Raw genomic sequence first — 24259 nt, 5'->3', positions numbered from 1 at the left:
GCCACTTACTTTAAAGCTTGTACGGAAAGAGTGGGAGTCGAACCCACGCACGCCTCGCGACGCCTAACTGATTTCGAGTCAGCCCCCTTGGACCACTTGGGTACCTTTCCATGAAAAGCGAGAACAGGACTTATTGTATCAAAAAAGTCAGGCTCTCGCAAGTGTTTTTCCTAAACCCTTTAGGAGGACTCTTCTTGAATCTCTGTATTGGATCGGAGTACCTTTTTCAGCTTACTTTCGAACTTCGTTCTCGGCACTAATACACTGTGTTTACATCCTACACATTTGATCCGAATATCCATGCCCATCCGAATGATTTCCATTTCATTGGTGCCACACGGATGGGGCTTTTTCATTTGAACAATATCGCCAAGTTGATACTGCTTCTTCTCCATTCGTCTGCCACCGCCTTTTCCGAATTTATGGACATAATCTTTGTGGGTTATAGCACTTCTATTTGTGTGATATTAAGTTGCTTCTTAATCTCGATATTTAGAAGTCTAGTGACATTAAATTGTCTTGTCGGCTTGCACTCCGCGATAATACGAATTTTCAAATCCGTCGTACCCACCATCTGAACACCAAGCACCTCAGGTTCTTTCACAATATCATCGGTAAGCAGTTGAACATGCTTTACCGTTTCCTTGAGGATTTCCGTGGCTTTATCAATATCCAAATGAAGAGGAATCGTCACATCAACTACGGCCAGTGAATTGTAAGTGGAAAAATTGGTGACCTGTTTGATATTCCCATTCGGAATAATATGCACTTCACCGGTCCAACTTTTAATCCGGGTTACTCTAATCCCGATTTCTTCCACTGTACCTTTGAATGAATCAATCTGAATGACATCCCCCACTCCGAATTGATCCTCAAAGATGATGAAGAAACCTGTTATTACATCTTTGACCAAACTCTGTGCCCCGAAACCAATTGCTAGTCCGAGTACACCTGCTCCAGCTAGTAAAGGACCTATATTTAACCCCACTTGCCCTAGTATCAGCATTATGCATATGAGATTGATCGTATAAGCTATTAGATTATGTATGAGACTTCCTATTGTGTTCGTTCTTCTTCTATCAAATTTCAACGGAGACTTATCTCTTGCTGAAATCATATGCGCAATTGTTTTATCAGCGATTTTTATGCAAATTTTAGCTACTACATAGATTAATATAATTTTAACAACAATCCAAAATATCGAAGCTATCATTTCCGGTTTCGTTATATGTTCGTGTATCCATTGACCTAAATCTGTAAAAAACCTAGTTACAAAGGCCATGTACAGCCCCCCTTAATTTCATTCCATCGTAACATATTTATCGTCATTTTTAAAATAGATGCCTCTTATTTCAACACTTTCAGAATGAATAATGTCTCTTACTTGTTCTAAATTCTCTCCCGGAAATTCGATAGACAGTGCGCAGCCCGCAGTGATTTCTTTCGGAGTTGGTCTTATGTCGATCTCGATATCTGCATACTCTAGCAGCATTTCTGCCCTCAGTGCTTGTTGAGTAGAATCGAACGCTAGCAACATGATTGAAAGTTTCAGGGAAAGTCCCCCTCTTCTACGTATAAATGTCCCTATCTCTCCATATACTAGTAAAAAAAGTAGTAACATTTGGAGGGATACGATGAAATTCCAATTTGGTTTCGATGGAGTGAAAAATACGGTTCTAGAACCACTGAAGATTCAACACACAGATGCCGATACTCCTTATCTTCTCTCAAAGCATTTACACACCATTTTTAGCAAACTACCAACCTATCAACCAATCGTTGTCATATGTGTAGGGACCGATCGTTCGACTGGTGATTCCTTAGGACCATTAGTTGGTTCTCATTTGAATCGAACGACCAACCTCCGTAACCTCCATCTTTTCGGTACTTTAGATGAGCCTGTCCATGCCATGAATTTAGCTGAAACCGTGGATAAAATCAACAACCAGTTTCAAAACCCCTTCATCGTTGCCATCGATGCTTGCCTTGGTCAAGTATCCAGCGTAGGCTGCATTCAGGTTGCAGATGGACCTCTTAAACCGGGGGCCGGTGTTAATAAAGATTTGCCACCAGTTGGCAACATCCATGTAACCGGAATTGTAAATGTTGGTGGATTTATGGAGTATTTCGTCCTGCAGAATACGCGGCTTAGCTTAGTTATGAATATGGCGAATATTATTGGTGATGCTCTACATTCAGCTTTGCGTCGCACGCAATCTTATACACCTAATGCTACGTCTGCTTTAAAGTTTGATTAATCGCTTCTTTTTCTTCAGGGCTTAGCGTATAGGTTGATTGTGCATTCTGAATTGGCTTAGCATATAAATACATTTGCTCGCGGCTATGTATTCCCGTTAGAATGACTCCATCTTGATAATCATCTAATATAGCAATTGTAAAACTTAAATCACTTCCACCTTCATTGAATGCATTATAGCGATGAATCGCGATTTTTGATTTTGTCTTCATCAATGCTTGACGAATCATTTCAACCTTGGCTGAAGTCGCTATTGATTCGGCCTTTTGCTCGTTCAATCCTTTTTGCATGTCAATAATGAGTTGTTCTACATTCTCTACTTTTGAGCCGTTCATCATTTGTGTATATTGTTTACGCAACGAAGCTAATTTAATGGATACAACTAATATGAAAATAAATAGCACAACGATTAATGTGAAACAAGCTAATACGATGACCCCACCATCAAGGCCAAACAGTTCCCCCATGATCTATCCCTCTTTCTACTTCGCATACTGCGTTTGAATCTCTTTTACAGCATCAATCAACGTTTCCACTTCATGATCCGTTGTGAAATAGCCAATACTCGCTCTTACTGCACCTTTAGCTAAAGTTCCAGCAGCTTCATGCGCAAGCGGCGTGCAATGATAACCTGAACGGACGGCAATTTGAAAAGATTGATCCAGGATAAAGGCTACTTCCGATGAATCCGCATCGTTAATATTAAAGGAAACAATTCCTGTTTTATTTTGTCCAAGCGTCGGCCCAAGAACCGTGACTCCTTTAATTCCCAGTAATCCTTCCATCAAGAGCTGAGTTTGACGCCACTCTTTATCATGAATCTTTTCTACGGTTTCAGCTAAAACAAATTTCACGCCTTCATTCAGTCCCGCTATTCCAACTGTATTTTGTGTCCCAGCTTCATAGCGATCTGGTCGCACGGTGGGTTGGTGTATGGCCTCCGATTGACTCCCTGTACCTCCATGTAATAGCGGCTCTAAATCAATGTCCGGATGAATGTATAAACCACCAGTCCCCTGAGGCCCTAGGAGCCCTTTGTGGCCCGGAAATGCCAACATATCAATATTCATACTCATTACGTCAATTGGCAGTATACCGGCACTCTGAGCTGCGTCTACGAGCAGCCTAACGCCTTGTGCACGACAGATGTCTCCTATTTCACCAACTGGCATAATAGTTCCCAAAAGGTTAGAGCTATGATTAACAACTACAAGCATTGTATTGGGTTGGAATGCATTCTTCAACTCATCTAATCGAATATTACCTTGTTCATCACTAGGGATATACGTAAGTTCAATCTGAGCAGTGGACTTCAAATATTCAAGCGGTCTACGCACGGAGTTATGCTCGATATTAGTGCATATCACGTGATCTCCAGCTTTTACGAATCCTTTGATTGCTTGATTCAGCGCATGGGTTGTATTTAATGCAAACGATATATCATTAGGATTTCTTATCCCAAATAAACGCGCCATATTTTTACGAGTCTCAAATAATATCCTACTGGCTTTCACTGCCATCTGATGGCTGCCCCTGCCGGGATTGGCTGCGAACTCATGCATACATTGCATCATAGCATCCATAACAGCTGGCGGTTTTGGCCACGAAGATGCGGCTTGATCAAAATACATAACACCCTTCATTTTGTCACCCTCTCTCATGGATAAACGGCTCTCGCCTTCCTTAAAGACGAGCACGCTTGATAAGCTTGTGCGAAGCACGTTAGTTGTAAACTTACTCATCAACTCATAAATATAGCATACCTTAGTTTGATCTTTCAGTTCGAAAGAAAACCATCGGTATGCTATCTAATTTTAAGAGATTTTACCTTGAAGTAATTCTAGCAGACGGTTTAAATCGTCTTTGGAATAATAGAGAAGTTCAATCTTACCTTTATCCTGCTGATTTTTGATTTTCACCGTCGTGCGGTAAATATCTCTCAACTGATCTTCGGCTTGATTAATGTATGGATCTCTATTCTTTTCTTTTTGCTTACTTCTTTCTTTTTCTTGCCCAGGTGTCTCTTCTAACGTTTTCACAGCTTCTTCAAGCTCACGTACACTCCATTGTTTACTGATGGTCGTTTCAGCGAGTTCTTTCTTCACCTTATCGTCCTTTACACCCACAATGGCTCTAGCATGTCCCATTGATAATGTTCCACGTGAAACATATTGTTTAATGGATTCTGGCAGTTGCAGCAATCTCAGAAAGTTAGCAATATGCGATCTACTCTTTCCAACCTTCGCAGAAAGCTCTTCTTGTGTTAGAGAAAACTGATCAATGATACCTTGGTAAGCAAAAGCAATTTCCATCGCGTTGAGATCTTCACGTTGTACATTCTCAATCAAAGCGATTTCCATGACTTGTTGATCCGAGAAGTTTCTTTCAACAGCAGGAATCGTCGCTATCCCTGTTACTTGAGAAGCACGGAATCTCCGCTCACCCGCAATGATCTCATATCCTTTGAGAACTTTACGAACAATAATCGGTTGAATAACACCATGTTCCTTAATTGAATCTGCTAACTCTCTAATACTATCTTCATTGAAATTTTTTCTAGGTTGATAAGGGTTTGCTCTCAATTGGGATAATGGAATTTGGATAACTTTATCACTTTCATCAATATGTAAAGAAGTAATTAAAGCATCCAATCCCTTACCTAAACCTTTAGAAAGGCCTTTGGTCATACAGAGATCACTTCCTTCGCAAGCTCTAAATACACTTCCGCGCCTTTTGATCTAGGATCATACGTAATAATGGATTGTCCATGACTGGGCGCTTCACTTAAGCGAACATTTCTTGGAATAATCGTTTGATATACTTTTGTTTGGAAGTATTTTTTTACTTCTTCAATAACCTGTATACCAAGGTTAGTTCTAGCATCAAACATAGTCAATAAAACACCTTCAATTTGAAGCCCTGTATTAAGATGCTTTTGAACTAAGCGAACGGTATTGAGCAGTTGGCTTAATCCTTCAAGCGCATAGTATTCACATTGAATTGGGATAATGACAGAATCGGCAGCAGTTAATGAGTTAATGGTTAGAAGGCCTAGTGACGGAGGACAATCAATAAGGATGTAATCATATAAATGTTTCACTAACTGGAGGGATTTCTTTAACCGTACTTCTCTTGAAATCGTTGGAACAAGTTCTATTTCAGCCCCAGCTAACTGAATCGTAGCAGGTACTATTTTGAGATTTGGAACATTAGTTTCAACCGTTGCATCTTTGGGGTGAACGTCATTAATTAGTACATCATAAATACAATTAACAACATCCGCTTTGTTTACACCAATACCACTTGTTGTATTGCCTTGTGGGTCGATGTCAACGAGAAGCACCCTTTTCCCTAAAGAGGCTAGGGAAGCACCTAAATTCACAGAAGTTGTCGTCTTACCGACGCCACCTTTCTGATTTGTTATTGCAATTATTTTAGACAAAACCATTTCACCTCAATCGCTTATGTTCCAAATGCCATACTAAAGCAGTACTACTATCTTAACATATCTATGAGCGAGTTACCTTATCAATATTTGATAGTTTATGTCCATAAGATGCAAAAAAACGGCTTGCGCCGTTTAAGGTAGCAATAAATGCTTTATTATCGTTTAGGAATCTTAATTATAATTTCGTAATGATCATCATGATCTTGCTCAGACGTATTAATATTCAAACCAGAACTCGAAACCATCTCTACGGATTGACGAATCGTATTTAAAGCTAAACGAACATCCTTCGTAAATGAGACGCGACGAGATTTCTTTAGCTTAGTAGCTTCCTTCAAAAAATTAATTTTAATTTCTGTTTGCTTTACGTTGAGCTCTTTGGCGATAACTTCTTCGAGAACTTTTACTTGCAATTCTTCTTGATCAAGCGCCAATAACGCTCTGGCATGACGTTCAGTAATTTTACGTTCCATTAATGCCATTTTAACTGGCTCGCTTAGATGCAATAATCGAATCTTATTTGCAATCGTTGATTGGCTTTTACCAAGACGCTGCGCTAAGCTTTCCTGTGTTAAATCATGCATCTCTATTAACTGTTGATAAGCTGCTGCCTCTTCTATTGCAGTAAGTCCTTCACGCTGTAAATTTTCAATAAGAGCAATAGACGCTGCTTGAGAATCATTGAAATCACGTACAATCGCAGGGATTGTATCCAGACCAAGCTTTTTAACAGCTCTTAGACGTCGTTCACCGGCAATTAGCTCGAACGTGTTGTTTTTAACTCTGACAACGATGGGTTGAATAATCCCATGTGTGCGAATCGTTTGCATGAGTTCATCAATTCGATCATCATCAAACAATAACCTTGGCTGATACGGACTTGGAATAATGCTATTCACCGATATGTTCTTGACCTCGTCAGTCGTTGATCGATCTGTTAGGCCAAATAGCTTTGAAATTTGTTCTTTCATAGGAAAACTTACCACCAACTCTTCCCGTAGTTTAAGCGACCAAAATGATCCAAAGATAGACGACCTCTTCGTCCTACACAAGGATAAACGGCACCTTCGTCCATTATGGACGGTTGCGTTTGTCAAGGTTGATGCGAAGCAAAAGTGTAAACCTAATCTTTCTTTTCAACGAACGAAAACATTTTGTTAATATTACGTCGAAGTGTGACAAGTGTAATCTCTTGAAATTACTAATAAACTAAGTTAAATTCACTCTATTATTAATTCAACATAGAGTCTGTATTTCCTTCTATTTTGACAGTCGAATCCATGTAAATGTTTCACGTGGAACAAATTCACAATTTGATTAAAGGCTCTTTCAGCGGGATACCCGCTTTTCTAGGATACTTAGCGGGAGTCGAAGCTAATTTGTGAATCTCTACAAAATGCCGGATCGATTCCTCGATCGGTAGCTGCATACGATTCACCTTGATTACCTTCCCTCTCAACTCTGCTAAACTGAATGATGCCTCGCTGAGTTCCTCATCAATCTCTGAACCTTTCATCGCAATGAACGTACCGCCTTTCTTAACAAAAGGAAGGCAAAATTCATTTAGAACCTGCAATCGTGCAACAGCTCTAGCAGTAACCAAATCAAATTGATCTCGATATTTAGGTAATCTAGCAATGTCCTCTGCTCTACCATGAACACATTCGGTATCCGTAAGCCCGAGTTGCAAAACTAACTCTCTCAAAAATAAGATACGTTTATTCAAAGAATCCACGATCGTAATTTTAAGATGTGGAAAAGCAATTTTCAAAGGAATACTCGGAAATCCAGCTCCAGAGCCAATATCTGCAACGGATGATACTTGTCCCACATTATAATTAAAAGAAACAGAAAGAGAGTCATAAAAATGTTTTAAATAAACCTGCTCTCTCTCTGTAATACCCGTTAAATTCATTTTCTCGTTCCACTCTACAAGAGTCTTGTAATACAACTCAAATTGATCAAGCTGTAGTGAAGAAAGAGAAATGTCTTGTTTTTCTAATAATTGAACAAATTGTTGTTGAATAGGATCCATGAATTAACCTCTAGCCGCAATGACTCTGTTGTAGTGTTCCAAATAAACGAGCAGGATAGAAATATCCGAAGGTGTAACGCCGCCGATACGAGATGCTTGCCCAATAGATATCGGACGAATTTTAGCTAACTTCTGCTTAGCTTCCGTCGCAATCCCGTGTATTTCGCTATACTCGATGTCATCCGGAATTTTCTTTTTCTCCATCTTACGCAAACGTTCAACTTGATTGCTTTGTTTTTCGATATAACCAGCATATTTCACTTGAATTCCTACTTGTTCTTTCATTTCATCATCAAGCTCAAGTGGAGAAGGAGTCATTTGTTCAATATGTTTATATTCAATCTCAGGGCGACGAAGCAGCGAAATGGCTGGTACAGAATTGTTCAGCTGCACACTTTCCAAACTCTCTAATAATTCCTGCACATGAGGCTCAGGTTTAACCTTCACGTTAGTCAAGCGTTCAATTTCTTGATCTATCAAAGCCTTCTTATTTAGAAATGCAGCGTATCGTTCGTCTGAAATAAGCCCGATATCATGACCAATTGGCGTTAGTCTTAGGTCAGCATTATCATGGCGAAGAAGTAAACGATATTCAGCGCGTGATGTTAGCAGACGATAAGGTTCATTCGTCCCCTTGGTTACAAGATCATCAATCAGAACACCGATATATCCTTCCGATCTATCCAGAACGATAGCTTCTTTTTCTAGAACTTTACGAGCCGCATTAATACCAGCCATAACCCCTTGACCAGCAGCTTCCTCGTAGCCTGATGTTCCATTAATTTGTCCAGCAGTGAATAATCCACTTACCAATTTCGTCTCCAAAGATGGTTTCAGCTGAGTAGGAACTACCGCATCATATTCAATAGCATAACCGGTACGCATCATTTCCACTTTCTCTAATCCAGGGATCGAGCGCAAAATACCCAATTGAACATCTTCCGGCATGCTCGTTGATAACCCTTGAACATAATATTCCGAAGTATTACGTCCCTCTGGTTCTAGAAAGATTTGATGCTTAGGTTTATCAGCAAATCGAACGATTTTATCCTCAATAGATGGGCAATATCTTGGTCCTGTTCCTTCAATAGCCCCCGAGAACATCGGTGCACGGTGTAAATTAGAATTAATAATGTTATGCGTTTCCTCAGACGTGTACGTTAACCAACATGGCAGCTGCTCATTACCACCAATCTCAGCTGCTTTTGTCTCAAATGAGAAAAATTTAGGCTCATCATCACCAGGTTGAATTTCAGTTTTGCTAAAATCAATTGTATCCTTGTGAACGCGAGGCGGTGTCCCTGTTTTGAACCGAACAAGATCAAATCCAAGTTTACGTAAGGATTCCGATAATTTAACAGAAGGCTGTTGATTATTGGGTCCGCTCTCATACATCAGCTCGCCCATAATAACTTTCCCTCTTAAATAAGTTCCTGTCGTTAACACGATGGCTTTGGAATAATATTCAGCGCCTGTTTTAGTGATGACGCCTTTACATACGCCGCCTTCAACAATAAGCTCTTCAGCCATACCTTGACGTAATGTCAAGTTTGGAGTCGCTTCGATTGTTTCTTTCATTTTATGTTGATAAGCAAATTTGTCCGCTTGAGCGCGCAGCGCATGTACCGCGGGGCCTTTGCCTGTATTCAGCATTCTCATCTGAATATACGTTTTGTCGATGTTACGACCCATTTCCCCACCAAGCGCGTCAATCTCTCGAACAACGTGGCCCTTCGCAGGACCACCAATAGATGGATTGCAAGGCATGAATGCGACCATGTCTAAATTAATCGTTAATAAAAGCGTGTTACAACCCATGCGTGCTGAAGCCAGTGCAGATTCACAACCTGCGTGTCCGGCGCCGATGACAATAACATCATAATCACCTGCATGATATCCCATAATAAACGTCCCTCCCTCTTTTATGAAAACGCAAATGCTGTCGTTTTCATTTTCCTAAGCAAAATTGTGTAAATATTTGATCGATCAATGATTCTCCTACGGAATCACCAATAATCTCTCCAAGCTGCTCCCAAGCTGCTCGAATATCAATTTGTATCATATCAATAGGTACATATTGTTCATTAGCATCAAGTGCATCTTGTAACGAACGTTTAGCTTGCTTCAATAGCGAAATATGACGAACATTACTAACATACGTCAAATCACTTGATTCTAGTTTACCCTCAAAGAAAATTGCCGCGATTGCTTTTTCTAAATCTTCAATACCTTTATTCTCAATCAGTGATAACTCAACAATACGTTCATGTGGAAAATAACTCAGAACCTGTTCGATATTCAGCTTTCTACTTAAATCCGTCTTATTCAATATGACAATCGTCTGCTTATCCGCTAATTGTTTCATAAGCGCAATTTCATCGAATTCGAGCTCTTCATTACTATTCAGAACTAACAAAATGAGATCCGCTTCAGCTAAGGCAGTCTTCGAACGCTCAACTCCGATTTGTTCAACGAGATCTGACGTTTCCCTAATGCCTGCAGTATCAAGCAGCTTCAAAGGAATACCGCCAATATTCACGAACTCCTCAATAACATCCCTTGTTGTACCTGGAATATCCGTTACAATTGCCCGATTCTCCTGCGCTAATTCATTGAGAAGCGATGATTTTCCGACATTTGGCTTACCAACAATGGCCGTTTCAATACCTTCTCGCAATATCTTCCCTTGCTCAGCGGTTACCAAAAGACGGTCAATTTCAAGCATTACCGTATCACACTTGCTCTTTATGAAAGTGTTGGTCATTTCTTCTACGTCATGCTCAGGATAATCAATATTCACTTCCACGTGAGCCATCAATTCCACTAATATATAACGTAAATGTTTGATTTGTTTCGACAAATTTCCTTCAACTTGCTTCAAAGCTACCTTGAAAGCTCTATCCGATTTGGCCCGGATTAAATCGATTACCGCTTCAGCCTGGGTCAGATCGATCCGGCCATTCAAGAATGCCCGCTTCGTGAACTCACCCGGTTCAGCTAATCGAACTCCCTGCTGCAGCAATAGATCAAGTACTTTCTTCACAGAAACAATGCCCCCGTGACAGCTGACCTCCACGACGTCTTCCATCGTAAATGAACGAGGAGCTTTCATTAACGTAACTAGAACCTCCTCTACCTTTTGGGCAGAAGCAGGTTCTATTATGAATCCATAATGTACCGTATGCGTCTCAGCAACAGATAATTTCGTTTTAGAGCGAAAAATACGTTCCACGAGTGGAACCGCTTCGTCTCCGCTCACACGAATAACCGCTATCCCACCCTCACCAAGCGGTGTAGAAATAGCAGCAATCGTATCATTTAACATAGTATTTACACCTCGAATTTACCTCATCTTAAAGAAAAAGCAATGACATGATCAAAGTCATTGCGGTAGCGTTATTTGACAGCGATAACCACCCGACGGTTCGGTTCTTCGCCTTTACTGTATGTTTTTACAACTGGATGTCCCTGTAATTCGGCATGAATAATCTTTCGTTCTTGAGAATTCATGGGCTCAAGAATCACTTCTTTTTTAGACTTAATCACACGATTGGCGAGTCTAACTGCGAGCTCCTCCAACGTCTTCTTACGTCTATCCCTGAAATTTTCCGCATCTAAGATAATACGAAAGTGAGAATTCGCATACCGGTTTGCAACGATATTCACCAAATACTGCAAAGCATCCAGTGTTTGTCCTCTTTTACCGATGAGAATACCTAATTCAGAGCCACTCATATTCAAGATATAGCCTTCACGATCTTTACGCGTATCTATGGTGATGGAAATCTGCATCGCTGTGAACATATCTTGTAAGAAAGCAATGGCTTCCTCAAGTGGATCTGGAATCAATTCAAGCTCTACTTTAGCTTCTTTGGTACCAATAAATCCGAACCACCCTCGAGAGGGTTGCTCCAAAATATGAATGTTTACACGATCCTCGGAAACTTGCCATTGAGATAAACCGGATTTAACCGCTAGCTCAATAGTCTTTCCAGTCACCACAATTTTTTTCATTTGGACAGGCCACCCTTATTTTTTTGCGCCGCTTTTTGCGATGCAGGAGAACCATAAATAAAGTAAGACTGAATGATTGTGAAGATGTTACCGAAAATCCAGTAAAGCGGAAGTGCTGCTGCGAAATTCATGGACATCACGAAAATCATAACTGGGAAAATATATAATAAGCTTTTCATTTGTTGATTCATTTGGGAAGACATAAACATTTGTTGAACGAATGTCGTTGCCGCGGCAATCAACGGAAGAATGTACAGGTGATCCGGTTGTCCAAGATTCATCCATAGGAAAGTATGTTCACGGATGTGGTCATTACGCATAATCGCTTGATAAAGAGCAATCAGAATTGGCATTTGAACAATGATCGGGAAACATCCTGCTAATGGATTCACACCATTTTGCTGAAACAGCTTCATTGTTTCTTCCTGCTGTTTCTTCGCATCATCTTTATACTTTTCTTTGAGCTTCTTCATCTCTGGCTGTAGATCTTGCATCCGTTTGGAACTTTTATACTGCTTAAGTGTAAGCGGCAAAATAATTAAACGAATGATCAAGGTAACGACCATGATGGATAATCCGTATTGACCCCATAAATGATCAGCGAACCAGTCCAGCGTCATAGAAAGCGGGTACACAAAATATTTAACGAAAAAACTTGCGGTATTCGGATCAATAGGTGCCATAGCTGCACTTGACGGACTGCATCCGGACAGTAATAAGATCAACGCTGAGAGTGAAGCTAGCATATAAATTCGACGAGTCAAAATGAGATCCTCCTAAATATCTTTTCCATCATAAACTATAACACATCTTCAGCTCGCAAGGAAATATTACGTTACTTTTTAATGACATCATTTCTTTTTAATAAAGAAGCTTTGCGTATCACATGCCAGATACTTTTCTCCATCTCGGCATAGTCCATTTCAACAACTGGTTTTCTAGCCAATAAGATGTAGTCATAATGTGGCGTCATATTCTCTTTTTTCAGCCGGATAATTTCCTTCATCATTCGTCTGAGCCGATTTCGTACGACAGCATTGCCAACCTTCTTGCTAACAGACACACCGAGTCGAAACTGTTCCAATTTAGGTTGAGGCAAATAATATAGAACGAATTGATGATTGGCCATCGACTTCCCATACCGATATACCTTATTGAAGTCTTCTCTTTTAGCTAATCTATATATTTTTTCCACGATTATGTACGCTCCAGACAGATGACTCCAAGATTAAATTTTGTTTTTATACAATATTAATTAGCTTATATAGTTTTAACAGAAATATCCCCATATAAACCATCCAACAAAATGCAAAAAAAAAAGCCCCTTCCGGAGCCTCATTTTTACGCGCTAAGAATTTTTCTTCCTTTAAGACGACGAGCTTGTAGAACTTTACGACCGTTCTTCGTGCTCATTCTTTTACGGAAACCATGATTCTTCTTACGCTTTCTCGTATTCGGGTTAAACGTCGGACCCATCTATAGCACCTCCCTACCTGAGGATATCCATCCTACAAAATTTCTACTACTCATTAAATCATTTCTACAGCAGAAAGTCAACATACCCGAGTGTACAGGTGAAGAGGACATTTTCTCCATAAATATAAAAAAAAGAACAACCTGTGTATAAAATTTCACCTCTCCACAGAGAAGCTTGTCGAAAATTAACATAATATCAACAATATCTTGTGTTGTGAACAAAATCTATGCACAACTTGTTGTAAATGTGGATAATATCAAACAATCCGTTGATTAACAAGTAATCTTTTGATAAGATGATAATGTTTCTGTTGTGGATAGACACCACTAACTCTCCGACTTATCAACAACCTGTGGATAACAATGTGCACAATTTTCCCTCTACAAGAATAAGTCATTTCAGCCGATCCTTAGTAATGTGGATAAAATCGACAAAAATCGTCCTTTCTTGACCGCATCAGACATAAAGGTTCTTTTCGTTGTTAACCGCACAAGCTATATACAGATTTCGATTAAGCCGAACGTTTAATGTGAATTGCTTAATTTCGAGATTTTACAATAAAGCTTTATAAACCGAACATATCTTTACTGGCCTTATGCCACATGTTTGATTTCAAAGGAGTGAATTACTGTGGAAGGCCATTCTACGGACTTATGGCAGCAAATTTTAACGATTATTCAAACCAAACTCAGTAAACCAAGCTTCGACACTTGGCTTAAATCAACCAAAGCGACAGTATTCAATGATTCAACTGTCGTTATTTGTGCGCCGAACAATTTTGCTCAGGAATGGCTCGAAAGCCGTTATACCAAGCTAATTGAAGGAACCATTTATGACTTTACGGGTAAACATGTTTCTGTGAAATTCATCATTGAAACGGAAGAGCAGAAATCTCAGTCAACAGCGGTTCAACCAGCTGTTATTCCACCTAAAGGTCCTGCGATCGTTACAGGTGAAGAAAATTTCACCAATATGATGAATGCCAGGTATACATTTGATACGTTCGTTATCGGATCAGGCAATCGATTCGCTCATGCTGCATCCTTGGCTGTTGCCGAAGCACCAGCTAAAGCTTATAATCCCCTCTTTCTTTATGGAGGAGTTGGTTTAGGTAAGACACATTTAATGCATGCCATTGGTCACTATGTGTTAGAACATAACCCTGGGGCACGTGTTTTATATATTTCATCAGAAAAGTTCACGAATGAATTTATTAATGCGGTCCGTGATAACCGCGGCGAAGGATTTCGTAATAAATATAGAACGATCGATGTACTATTGATTGATGATATTCAATTCCTCGCTGGTAAAGAAGGTACGCAGGAAGAGTTTTTCCATACATTTAATGCGCTTCATGAAGAAGGCAAACAAATTATTATCTCTAGTGACCGGCCGCCCAAAGAAATTCCAACCCTGGAAGATCGGTTACGCTCGAGATTTGAGTGGGGATTAATTACAGACATTCAGCCCCCAGATTTAGAAACACGCATAGCCATTCTTCGCAAGAAAGCGAAAGCAGAGAATCTTGAAATTCCGAATGAAGCGATGATCTATATCGCGAACCAAATTGATACGAATATTCGTGAGCTTGAAGGTGCTTTAATTCGAGTTGTTGCATATTCATCCCTTATTAATCAGGATATTAGCGTGCATCTAACAGCCGAAGCATTGAAAGATATTATTCCATCGAATCGACCACGGGTCATCACGATACAGGATATTCAGCAGCGGGTTGGAGAATTCTATGGTTTAAAGCTAGAGGATTTCAAAGCCCGTAAACGAACAAAAGCCGTCGCATTCCCTAGACAGGTCGCGATGTACCTGGCACGTGAGCTGACGGACTTCTCTTTGCCGAAAATCGGAGATAATTTTGGTGGTCGTGACCATACAACGGTTATCCATGCCCATGATAAAATATCACAACAATTAAAAGTAGATCAGGATCTTTACAAGATCGTTCATAATCTGACAGAACGCATCAAGAACCCCTCTTGATAACATTTAATTTTGGGTGAGCCTATGCACAATCTATTCACATGTGGATAGGCTTGATTTATATAAGGTTCATCTACATATCCACATATCCAGAGCCCCTACTGCTATTACTAATAAAGAATGTTATTATATAATGATTATGCTAACGCAATGAAAAAAAGAACCACAGGAGTGAAATCATGAAATTAACCATCCTAAAAGACCATCTCATTGAATCCATTGGTCACGTTTCCAAGGCCATATCCTCTCGTACAACCATACCTATCCTTACAGGGATCAAAATAGATGCAACCTTAAGCGGTGTAACCCTTACAGCAAGCGATACGGATATTTCGATTCAAAGCTTTACCCCTAGTGAAAATGATAAGATTAAAATTATTGAACTATTTCAAGCCGGTAGTGTCGTTCTTCCAGCCAAATTCTTCGTTGAAATTATTCGTAAACTACCTGCACAATTAATCGAGATTGAAGTAAGAAATAACTTTCAAACGATTATTCGTTCTGGTTCTTCTGAGATTCAAATCATGGGGCTCGATCCAGATGAGTATCCGCTGCTGCCTGAAATAGAAGAAAGTAAAATGCTTCGTTTGCCCAGCGATTTGCTGAAAACGATGATAAAGCAAACTTCATATGCCGTATCAACGAATGAATCGACGCCTATTCTTACGGGTGTGCTCTGGAGCATCTCAGGTGATAAACTAAAATTTATTGCTTGTGATCGTCATCGACTCGCTAGTAGAGAAGTAACGGTTGATAATGATAATGCTCATCAACTACCTAACATTGTTATCGCAGGCCGAACTCTGAACGAATTAAGCAAAATTTTGCCTGATCAAAACTCCCTTATAGATATAGTTATTTCCGACAATCAGGTTTTATTCAAAATTCATTCAATTTTGTTCTATTCTCGCATTTTAGACGGAACTTACCCGGATACATCGAAGCTGATTCCGCAATCTTTTCAAACCGAAATGGTTGTACCAACCAAAGAATTAGCTGAAGCCATCGACCGTGCTTACTTACTTTCGAGAGAAGATAAGACAAACATCGTGAAAATGATGATGCTTGAAGACCAGACGATTGAGATTTCTTCAAGTTCTTCCGAACTTGGAAAAGTAACGGAGCAAATTAACCTGCAGCATATTGCCGGTGAGTTACTCAAAATCTCATTTAACTCCAAATATATGCTCGATGCGCTTAAAGTTCTTGATTCTGAGTTCATTCACATCGGATTTACTGGAGCTATGCAGCCAATCATCATGAAACCACAAGATTCCACAAACATTCTGCAGCTTATTTTGCCGTATCGAACAACGAATTAAGGAGTGCGCTATATGAAACAGATCCCCATAAATACGGACTATATTACACTTGGACAGTTTCTGAAATTATCGGACTGTATATCCACAGGTGGACAAGCCAAATTTTTTGTTGTGGATACAAAAATTGAAGTGAACGGACAAGCTGAAAATCGTAGAGGCCGGAAACTCGTGCCGCAAGATGTGGTAACCGTGGAGGGTTTCGGACAATTCGAAGTCGTTAGCTCCTGATCGGATTAACCCAGGAGGATGGCCACCCATGTTTTTGAATAGACTCGTACTCAGTCATTACAGAAATTATGACCAGATTGAGCTAACAACGGATAGCAATGTGAATATATTCGTTGGACCTAATGCCCAGGGCAAAACTAATTTATTGGAATCAATCTATGTAATGGCCATGACGAAATCACATCGCACCCATCAGGATAAAGAATTAATTGGCTGGAACGGTGAGCAGACGCAGCTGCATGCGGAAATTCAGAAGCGATATGGGAGCTGTAAGCTGGATCTCTCCATTTCAACCAAAGGTAAAAAAGCGAAAATCAATGGCCTCGAACAAAAGAAGCTTAGTAACTTTATCGGTGCTTTGAATGTGGTCATGTTTGCTCCGGAAGACTTGGAGATCGTCAAAGGAACTCCGGGTATTAGAAGGCGTTTCCTTGATATGGAGATTGGCCAAGTACAGCCCTCCTATCTGCATGATTTATCGCAATATCAGAAAATTTTGGTGCAGCGGAACAATTATTTAAAGCAATCTTTTCCAGGAAAAACCGCGCCAGACGCGATGTTAGACATTTGGAATGAACAATTAGCACAGTATGGTGTTAAAATTATGAAAAAGCGTCAAAGCTTTATTAAGAAGCTACAACAATGGGCGGAAACGATCCATAGAGGGATTACGAACGATAGTGAGGAGCTACTTATTCGCTATTCCCCCTCTTTTGACATGACACCGTTTGAAGATGAATCTGTTTTATTAGACCAATTTATGATAAAGTTATCATTGGTTAGAGATCAGGAATTCCGAAGAGGTGTTACGTTAGTGGGCCCTCATCGTGACGATCTTCTTTTTTACATCAACGACAAAGAAGTCCAAACGTATGGATCACAGGGTCAGCAACGAACAACAGCGTTATCACTTAAGCTTGCAGAAATAGAGCTTATTCATGAGGAAGTTGGCGAGTATCCCCTATTATTGCTGGATGATGTGCTATCCGAGCTTGATGAGTATAGACAGACACAACTGATCCGTACATTTCAGCAGAAAGTGCAAACGTTTATTACAACAACAGGTCTAGAAAGTGTCCATTTGGATCAACTGGATCATGCTTCCGTGTTTCATGTTTTGAAAGGAAATGTAAGCGGCAGGAGCTGAGGAGCATGTTTATTCATTTGGGTGGAGAGAAAATTATTAGAGCATCCGAACTGATTGCTATTTTCGATATCTCGATCGAGAAATCTTCCAAAATATCGAAACAATTCATACAGCAAGCTTTAAAAGATAAAAAAACAGAACAAATCGGCGAAGAAGATTGCAAATCACTCGTTGTTACGAAGAGTAAAGTGTATTATTCTCCAATTTCCTCTACTACGCTCAAGAAAAGAGCGCATCAATTATTAACGAATTAACCTTTTCTCCCCACATAGGAAAGAAATAAGATTTCTGCATGCCGAAATCAGCTTTCTTATTGGCGAATATACTGTCCTCTAAGCGCGTTGCTCATTTTCGAATGACAACGATAGAGGTTTCTCTCACTATAAAAAAGCAGGTGAAGATTAACATGTCTGTGAATCAAAATGCGTACGATGACAGTCAGATTCAGGTTCTGGAAGGATTAGAGGCCGTTCGTAAAAGACCGGGTATGTACATTGGTTCAACCAGTGCCCGTGGACTTCATCATCTTGTATGGGAAGTTGTCGATAACAGTATCGATGAAGCTTTGGCCGGCTATTGCACAAAGATTGACGTAATTGTTCATAAGAATAATAGTGTTACAGTTATCGATAATGGCCGTGGAATCCCTGTTGGTGAAAACGCCAAGTTAAAAAGACCAACGCTCGAAGTTGTTCTAACGGTTCTTCATGCCGGAGGTAAGTTCGGTGGAGATGATTCCGGCTATAAAGTATCGGGTGGTCTGCATGGTGTAGGTATCTCAGTTGTTAATGCGTTATCTGAGCTGCTAACGGTTCAAGTTAAGCGTGAGGGTAAAATTCATCAACAAGAGTATCGCCGCGGTGCGCCTCAGTACGACGTGAAGGTCATTGGCGAAACGGAAGAAACAGGGACACAAGTTACGTTCCAACCGGATCCGGAGATCTTCAAGGAAACGACGGAGTATGACTATGATATTCTCCAATCCAGAATTCGCGAGCTAGCTTTCTTGAATAAAGGAATCGAGATCAATTTAATTGATGAGCGTACGGATACGGTCAATACACATAGGTACGAAGGCGGGATTGTTTCCTTCGTTCAGCATTTGAACCGTAACCGTGAAGTTGTCAATGAGATGCCAATCTATGTGGAAGGTTCCAAAGATAATATCTCCATTGAGATTGCCCTTCAGTACAACGATAGCTATACGGAAAATATTTACTCCTTCGCGAATAACATCAATACACATGAGGGTGGTACTCACGAGTCCGGTTTTAAAAGCGCGCTAACGCGGATCTTGAATGACTATGCCCGCAAAAGTAATTCGTTGAAAGAAAGTGACTCCAACCTATCGGGGGATGATGTACGCGAAGGTCTTGCTGCCATTATTTCCGTGAAAATCCCGGAGCCCCAATTTGAGGGTCAAACGAAGACTAAACTAGGGAATAGTGAAGTCCGTGGTATTGTAGAATCTCTATTTGCCGAGAAGCTGCAAACATTTATGGAAGAGAACCCCTCTGTTGCGAAGAAGATTCTCGAAAAAGGGATTCAAGCGGCAAGAGCAAGAGAAGCTGCGCGTAAAGCGAGAGAATTAACTCGTCGTAAAAGCGCATTGGAAGTCAGCGCGCTGCCAGGTAAACTTGCAGATTGCTCATCCAAGGATGCTTCCATCAGTGAGATTTACATCGTAGAAGGTGACTCTGCAGGTGGATCAGCTAAACAAGGTCGTGATCGTCACTTCCAAGCGATTCTTCCACTTCGCGGAAAAATTCTGAATGTAGAGAAAGCTAGATTGGATCGTATTCTATCCAATACGGAAATTCGTGCGATGATTACAGCCTTTGGCACAGGGATCAGTGACGATTTCGATATCGCTAAGGCACGTTATCACAAAATTATTATCATGACAGATGCCGACGTAGACGGAGCACACATTCGTACGCTTCTGCTTACTTTCTTCTACAGGTACATGAAAAAATTAATCGAGACCGGTTATGTGTATATTGCACAACCGCCACTTTTCAAGCTCGAAAGAAATAAAACGGTTCGCTATGCGTATAACGAAAAGCAAAGAGAAGCCATCATGCAGGAGTTCGGTGAAGGCGCCAAAGTCAATGTACAGCGTTACAAAGGACTTGGCGAGATGAATCCAGAACAACTGTGGGAAACGACGATGGATCCGGAAAGCCGTACATTCCTTCAAGTGACGATCGAAGATGCAATTGAAGCAGATACGCTCTTTGATTCATTGATGGGAGATAACGTAGAACCTAGAAGAGATTTCATCGAGGAACATGCGAAGTACGTGAAAAATCTAGATATCTAAACGTCCTAGACGTTGCTAACGATGTAAGCTTTCAGGAGGAACATTCATGAGCGAAGAATTACATTCGCAAGTCAAAGAAATTGACATTTCTACCGAAATGCGTACATCTTTCTTAGACTATGCGATGAGTATCATTGTCAGTCGTGCACTGCCAGATGTAAGAGACGGTCTGAAGCCTGTTCATCGTCGTATCTTGTTTGCGATGTCTGAGCTAGGCATGTCTCCAGATAAACCACATAAGAAATCAGCGAGAATCGTTGGTGAAGTCATCGGTAAGTACCATCCGCATGGAGACACTGCGGTTTATGAGACGATGGTTCGGATGGCGCAAGATTTCTCACTTCGTTATATGCTGGTTGATGGTCATGGTAACTTTGGATCGATCGACGGAGATATGGCAGCGGCCATGCGTTATACCGAAGCTCGCTTGTCGAAGATCGCGATGGAGCTTCTTCGTGATATTAACAAAGAGACAATTGACTATAAACCAAACTATGATGGCGAAGAAAATGAACCGGTTGTTCTCCCTTCTCGTTTTCCGAACTTGCTTGTGAACGGAAGCTCCGGGATTGCGGTAGGGATGGCTACAAACATTCCTCCTCATAACCTTCGTGAGGTTATCGAAGGTATCCAAATGATGATTGAAAATCCGGATATTACACCTCTTGAACTGATGCAAGCTATCAAAGGACCGGATTTCCCTACAGCTGGCTTTATCTTAGGCCGTGAGGGGATTAGGCAAGCCTATCAAACAGGCAGAGGTTCTGTTACGATGCGTGCTAGAACTATTATTGAAGAAAACAATAATAAAGCTAGAATCATTGTTAATGAGCTGCCTTATCAAGTAAATAAAGCTAGATTAGTTGAGAAAATTGCGGAACTTGTTCGAGAGAAAAAGATTGATGGTATCACGGATCTTCGAGATGAATCCGACCGCAACGGTATGCGAGTTGTCATCGAGCTTCGTCGCGACGTCAATCCGCATGTTGTTCTGAATAACTTGTTTAAACATACAGCCATGCAATCGAACTTCGGTATTATTATGCTAGCACTCGTCAACGGCGAACCAAGGGTTCTAAATCTTCGCGAGATGCTGCATTATTACCTCAAGCATCAGCAAGAAGTCATTCGCCGTAGAACTGAGTATGATCTGCGTAAAGCGGAAGCGCGCGCTCACATTTTGGAAGGCTTGCGCATCGCACTTGATCACTTAGATCAAGTTATTGCCTTGATTCGTGCTTCCCGTACGACGGACGAAGCTAGAGAAGGGCTCATGACTACGTTTAATTTGAGCCTCGATCAAGCTCAAGCAATTCTCGATATGCGTCTACAGCGTTTAACAGGCTTAGAACGTGAGAAGATCGAAGCTGAGTATGCTGAACTTATGAAGAAAATCGCTGAGCTTAAAGCGATTCTTGCTGATGAGAATCTGATTCTAGCTATCATTAGCGAAGAATTGAATGAAATTAAAGAGAAATTCGGCGATGAGCGACGTTCCGAAATTACGGTTGGTGAGGAAAGCATCGAAGATGAAGACCTCATCCCGCGTGAAGATGTCGTTATCACGATTACGCATACGGGTTACATTAAGCGTCTTCCGGTTACGACGTATCGGAACCAGAAGCGTGGAGGACGTGGCATTGTCGGAATGGATACCAAGGACAATGACTTCGTCGAACACTTATTCGTAACGAATACGCATCATTATTTGATGTTCTTTACGAATAAAGGTAAAGTGTATCGTTTGAAAGCTTATGAGATTCCGGATTTGAGCCGGACGGCTCGTGGAACACCAATCATTAACTTAATCCAGATCGAGCAAGGTGAGACGGTTAACGCGGTGATTCCGGTAGAAAGCTTCGAAACAGAGCAGTACTTATTCTTTGCAACGAAGCAAGGGGTTGTGAAGAAAACCCCGATTGACGATTATTCAAACATTCGTAAAGGTGGCTTAATCGCCATTAATTTACGGGACGATGATGATCTCATTGGCGTTAAGCTGACTGACGGTAACCAAGGTATTATTATGGGAACCAAGCTCGGCATGTCCATCCATTTCCCAGAACAAGATGTTCGTTCCATGGGTAGGTCTGCTACTGGGGTTAAAGGGATACACTTGGATCCAGAAGATACGGTTATTGATATGGACGTTGTCCATGAAGATAATAGTGTACTCATTGTAACGACCAAAGGTTTTGGTAAGAGAACGCCTGTTTCTGAGTATCGGATTCAGTCTCGCGGTGGTAAAGGGATTAAGACTTTGAACGTCACAGATAAGAACGGCCCAATTGTCGGTCTTAAAGTTGTGCAAAATGATGAGGATCTTATGATTATTACTGCATCGGGTACTGTTATTCGTACAAGCATGGATGGGATTTCTATGATGGGTCGTAACACGCAGGGTGTGCGCTTAATCAATATTCGTGAAGACGATGAAGTTGGAACCTTAGCTCGCGTGCAGAAAAATGAAGAGCAAAGCGAGAATGAGGAAGACGGCGATTGGGAAGAAACAGAAGTAACAGATACAGAAGAATAAAATGTCGGGATGGGGCTTACAAACCCATCCCTTTTACTTTACAATAAGAAGTATAAGAAAAATTAAGGTGAGTGAATGATTGTGCCGACAGTAGCCGTTTCTCAATTAAAATATGGTGAAAGATTAGGCGATAACGTAATAACGAAATTGGGAAATGTACTTTTCAATAAAGGAAAAGTCATTAGTGAAAGAGAAATTGAGATTCTAAAAGCGTTTCTCATTTCCTCTGTCTTTATTGAGTCTAAGAATGGTATAGAATCCGAAGCCACGAGTGAAGAAACGAAACCGAATGAAGTTGCAACCGTTCATCCTTTTTATATGGAATACCAGAATATGTTGAAGCTGCTTAAACGCGTTTTTTATCTCGCTAATGGTGGACAACCTCTTCCTATTTTAGATCTTCGAAACGGTCTTGAAGCACTCATTCAACATATTGATGCCTATAAAGTACTTACTTTCACTCCGAAAAATCGCAGTTTGCAAGATTACATTTATCACAAAAGTATTCAGGTCAGCTTAACCGCTTATTCATTAGCTAGATGGCATGGTCTTCCTCAGAAAGATCTAATGCAAATAGCGTTAGCTGGTCTCTTACATGACATTGGTATATCCAAAGTTGATCCTGCCATTCTTGAGAAGAAGAGTTCCCTAACAGCATCTGAAATGGATGAGATTAAACAACACACGCTAATCGGGTATCAGATTCTTAAAAATATTTCCGGTATTAACGAAGGTGTCAAATTAACGGCCATTCAGCATCATGAACGTGAGGATGGGTCGGGTTATCCTTTAGGCGTTAAAGGTGACAAGATTCACATGTATGCCAAAATAGTAGCGATTGCTGATATTTATAACGCCATGACCAATGAGCGTTACTATAAAACGGCTTTATCGCCGTATGTTGTACTAGAGCAGCTCTTCACAGAATCATTCGGTAAAGTAGATCCAACCCTGGTTCAAGTATTTATGAACAAGTCCACACAAATCAGCAATGGAACAATCGTAAAACTAAGCGATAACCGTGTAGGTGAGATTATTTTCTCCGATCGCTCGCATCCTACAAGACCTTGGATTAACGTTAATGGAACGATCGTAAATTTAACATTAGAAAGAAGCCTATTCATTCAAGATGTTATTGGTCATATTTAAAAGACATAGAGAGTAATGTTAACCCCTGATGCAGGGGTTTTCTTTATTATTAAGAAATGAAAAATAAAGCTTGCAATCTGTTTTTAGATTTGTTATATTACTCCTTGTCGCTTCGGCGGTCGAACGAAAGAACGAAAGAAATTAAAAAAGTTCTTGCAATCGAATGGGCTGATGTGGTATATTAATCAAGTCGCCTTTGAGGGGTGAAGGATTAAAACGAAAGAAATTGATCTTTGAAAACTGAACAACGAGTGAGTAAGCACAGTCGAGCAATCGACTATAATGAGATGAATAATCTCGCTAGCAAGTCAATGAGCATTTCAGCTTT

The 24259-nt window shown here is 40.5% G+C and carries 24 protein-coding genes and 1 tRNA gene; 9 read left to right on the top strand and 16 right to left on the bottom strand.

Translation table 11 applies throughout. The annotated features are described in order from the left end of the window. Positions 1 to 22 precede the first annotated feature (22 nt). The 4 genes from ASD40_RS17030 to ASD40_RS17015 form a co-directional block, all read right to left on the bottom strand. Positions 23 to 110, bottom strand: a tRNA-Ser gene (locus tag ASD40_RS17030). 69 nt (positions 111 to 179) lie between these two features. Further along, positions 180 to 395, bottom strand: a complete 216-nt coding sequence (locus ASD40_RS17025; protein ID WP_029196148.1) for a DUF951 domain-containing protein — start codon at positions 393 to 395, stop codon at positions 180 to 182. 47 nt (positions 396 to 442) lie between these two features. Further along, complete coding sequence (locus ASD40_RS17020; RefSeq protein ID WP_060645517.1) at positions 443 to 1282, bottom strand: mechanosensitive ion channel family protein; 840 nt, start codon at positions 1280 to 1282, stop codon at positions 443 to 445. Positions 1283 to 1300: 18 nt separating this feature from the next. Beyond that, the gene (locus tag ASD40_RS17015; protein WP_057304396.1) at positions 1301 to 1537 is read right to left on the bottom strand and encodes a DUF3343 domain-containing protein; all 237 of its coding nucleotides are present in this window, start codon (positions 1535 to 1537) and stop codon (positions 1301 to 1303) included. 97 nt (positions 1538 to 1634) lie between these two features. Between ASD40_RS17015 and yyaC the strand changes: the two genes are divergently transcribed. Then, positions 1635 to 2258 carry a spore protease YyaC gene (gene yyaC / locus ASD40_RS17010; RefSeq protein WP_057304395.1) on the top strand — a complete coding sequence of 208 codons (624 nt, stop codon included), beginning with the start codon at positions 1635 to 1637 and terminating at the stop codon, positions 2256 to 2258. Here the strand turns inward: yyaC and ASD40_RS17005 are convergent. The 12 genes from ASD40_RS17005 to rpmH form a co-directional block, all read right to left on the bottom strand. Next, positions 2233 to 2724 carry a DUF4446 family protein gene (locus tag ASD40_RS17005; protein WP_057304394.1) on the bottom strand — a complete coding sequence of 164 codons (492 nt, stop codon included), beginning with the start codon at positions 2722 to 2724 and terminating at the stop codon, positions 2233 to 2235. The two genes, yyaC and ASD40_RS17005, sit on opposite strands and share 26 nt — an antisense overlap. Positions 2725 to 2739: 15 nt before the next feature. Then, positions 2740 to 3900, bottom strand: a complete 1161-nt coding sequence (locus ASD40_RS17000; RefSeq protein ID WP_057304393.1) for an aminotransferase class V-fold PLP-dependent enzyme — start codon at positions 3898 to 3900, stop codon at positions 2740 to 2742. A gap of 171 nt (positions 3901 to 4071) precedes the next feature. Next, positions 4072 to 4944 carry a ParB/RepB/Spo0J family partition protein gene (locus ASD40_RS16995; RefSeq protein ID WP_057304392.1) on the bottom strand — a complete coding sequence of 291 codons (873 nt, stop codon included), beginning with the start codon at positions 4942 to 4944 and terminating at the stop codon, positions 4072 to 4074. Then, positions 4941 to 5699 (bottom strand): ParA family protein, encoded by a 759-nt coding sequence (locus ASD40_RS16990; RefSeq protein WP_047684031.1) that lies wholly within the window; start codon positions 5697 to 5699, stop codon positions 4941 to 4943. The genes ASD40_RS16995 and ASD40_RS16990 overlap by 4 nt, the downstream gene beginning before the upstream one ends. A 161-nt stretch (positions 5700 to 5860) precedes the next feature. Beyond that, positions 5861 to 6676 carry a nucleoid occlusion protein gene (noc, locus tag ASD40_RS16985; protein ID WP_057304391.1) on the bottom strand — a complete coding sequence of 272 codons (816 nt, stop codon included), beginning with the start codon at positions 6674 to 6676 and terminating at the stop codon, positions 5861 to 5863. 335 nt (positions 6677 to 7011) lie between these two features. Then, on the bottom strand, positions 7012 to 7740 hold the full coding sequence (gene rsmG / locus ASD40_RS16980; RefSeq protein ID WP_057304390.1) for a 16S rRNA (guanine(527)-N(7))-methyltransferase RsmG: 729 nt from the start codon (positions 7738 to 7740) through the stop codon (positions 7012 to 7014). A 3-nt stretch (positions 7741 to 7743) separates the two neighbouring features. Further along, positions 7744 to 9642: a tRNA uridine-5-carboxymethylaminomethyl(34) synthesis enzyme MnmG gene (mnmG, locus tag ASD40_RS16975; RefSeq protein ID WP_057304389.1), complete on the bottom strand. Its 1899-nt coding sequence runs from the start codon at positions 9640 to 9642 to the stop codon at positions 7744 to 7746. Between the two features lie 46 nt (positions 9643 to 9688). Continuing rightward, entirely contained in the window at positions 9689 to 11065 is a 1377-nt protein-coding gene (mnmE, locus tag ASD40_RS16970; RefSeq protein WP_057304388.1) for a tRNA uridine-5-carboxymethylaminomethyl(34) synthesis GTPase MnmE, read from the bottom strand. A gap of 71 nt (positions 11066 to 11136) precedes the next feature. Further along, the gene (gene jag, locus ASD40_RS16965) at positions 11137 to 11754 is read right to left on the bottom strand and encodes an RNA-binding cell elongation regulator Jag/EloR (RefSeq protein WP_057304387.1); all 618 of its coding nucleotides are present in this window, start codon (positions 11752 to 11754) and stop codon (positions 11137 to 11139) included. Further along, entirely contained in the window at positions 11751 to 12518 is a 768-nt protein-coding gene (gene yidC / locus ASD40_RS16960; protein WP_414858674.1) for a membrane protein insertase YidC, read from the bottom strand. The genes jag and yidC overlap by 4 nt, the downstream gene beginning before the upstream one ends. Positions 12519 to 12589: 71 nt before the next feature. Further along, a complete protein-coding gene (gene rnpA / locus ASD40_RS16955; protein ID WP_057304386.1) occupies positions 12590 to 12949 on the bottom strand; it encodes a ribonuclease P protein component in 360 nt (119 codons plus the stop codon). A gap of 146 nt (positions 12950 to 13095) precedes the next feature. After that, positions 13096 to 13230: a 50S ribosomal protein L34 gene (rpmH, locus tag ASD40_RS16950; protein WP_029196162.1), complete on the bottom strand. Its 135-nt coding sequence runs from the start codon at positions 13228 to 13230 to the stop codon at positions 13096 to 13098. Positions 13231 to 13861: 631 nt separating this feature from the next. Here rpmH and dnaA point away from each other — a divergent pair. The 8 genes from dnaA to ASD40_RS16910 all read left to right on the top strand — a co-directional run bounded on the left by dnaA (position 13862) and on the right by ASD40_RS16910 (position 23931). Beyond that, positions 13862 to 15226 (top strand): chromosomal replication initiator protein DnaA, encoded by a 1365-nt coding sequence (gene dnaA, locus ASD40_RS16945; protein WP_057304385.1) that lies wholly within the window; start codon positions 13862 to 13864, stop codon positions 15224 to 15226. Positions 15227 to 15405: 179 nt separating this feature from the next. After that, positions 15406 to 16548: a DNA polymerase III subunit beta gene (gene dnaN, locus ASD40_RS16940; RefSeq protein WP_057304384.1), complete on the top strand. Its 1143-nt coding sequence runs from the start codon at positions 15406 to 15408 to the stop codon at positions 16546 to 16548. A gap of 12 nt (positions 16549 to 16560) precedes the next feature. Continuing rightward, positions 16561 to 16776 carry a S4 domain-containing protein YaaA gene (gene yaaA / locus ASD40_RS16935; protein WP_047684005.1) on the top strand — a complete coding sequence of 72 codons (216 nt, stop codon included), beginning with the start codon at positions 16561 to 16563 and terminating at the stop codon, positions 16774 to 16776. A 28-nt stretch (positions 16777 to 16804) separates the two neighbouring features. After that, a complete protein-coding gene (recF, locus tag ASD40_RS16930; RefSeq protein WP_047684002.1) occupies positions 16805 to 17923 on the top strand; it encodes a DNA replication/repair protein RecF in 1119 nt (372 codons plus the stop codon). Positions 17924 to 17928: 5 nt separating this feature from the next. Further along, the gene (gene remB / locus ASD40_RS16925) at positions 17929 to 18177 is read left to right on the top strand and encodes an extracellular matrix regulator RemB (RefSeq protein ID WP_047683999.1); all 249 of its coding nucleotides are present in this window, start codon (positions 17929 to 17931) and stop codon (positions 18175 to 18177) included. A 152-nt stretch (positions 18178 to 18329) separates the two neighbouring features. Then, entirely contained in the window at positions 18330 to 20246 is a 1917-nt protein-coding gene (gene gyrB / locus ASD40_RS16920; protein ID WP_057304383.1) for a DNA topoisomerase (ATP-hydrolyzing) subunit B, read from the top strand. 46 nt (positions 20247 to 20292) lie between these two features. Next, positions 20293 to 22782, top strand: coding sequence for a DNA gyrase subunit A (gene gyrA, locus ASD40_RS16915; RefSeq protein WP_057304382.1), 2490 nt, complete (start codon positions 20293 to 20295; stop codon positions 22780 to 22782). Positions 22783 to 22863: 81 nt separating this feature from the next. Beyond that, positions 22864 to 23931, top strand: a complete 1068-nt coding sequence (locus ASD40_RS16910; RefSeq protein ID WP_057304418.1) for an HD-GYP domain-containing protein — start codon at positions 22864 to 22866, stop codon at positions 23929 to 23931. The last annotated feature ends 328 nt before the right edge of the window (positions 23932 to 24259 follow it).

This window comes from Paenibacillus sp. Root444D2 (assembly GCF_001426375.1).
Lineage (GTDB): Bacteria > Bacillota > Bacilli > Paenibacillales > NBRC-103111 > Paenibacillus_E.
This window is presented reverse-complemented; position numbering and strand designations above follow the sequence as displayed.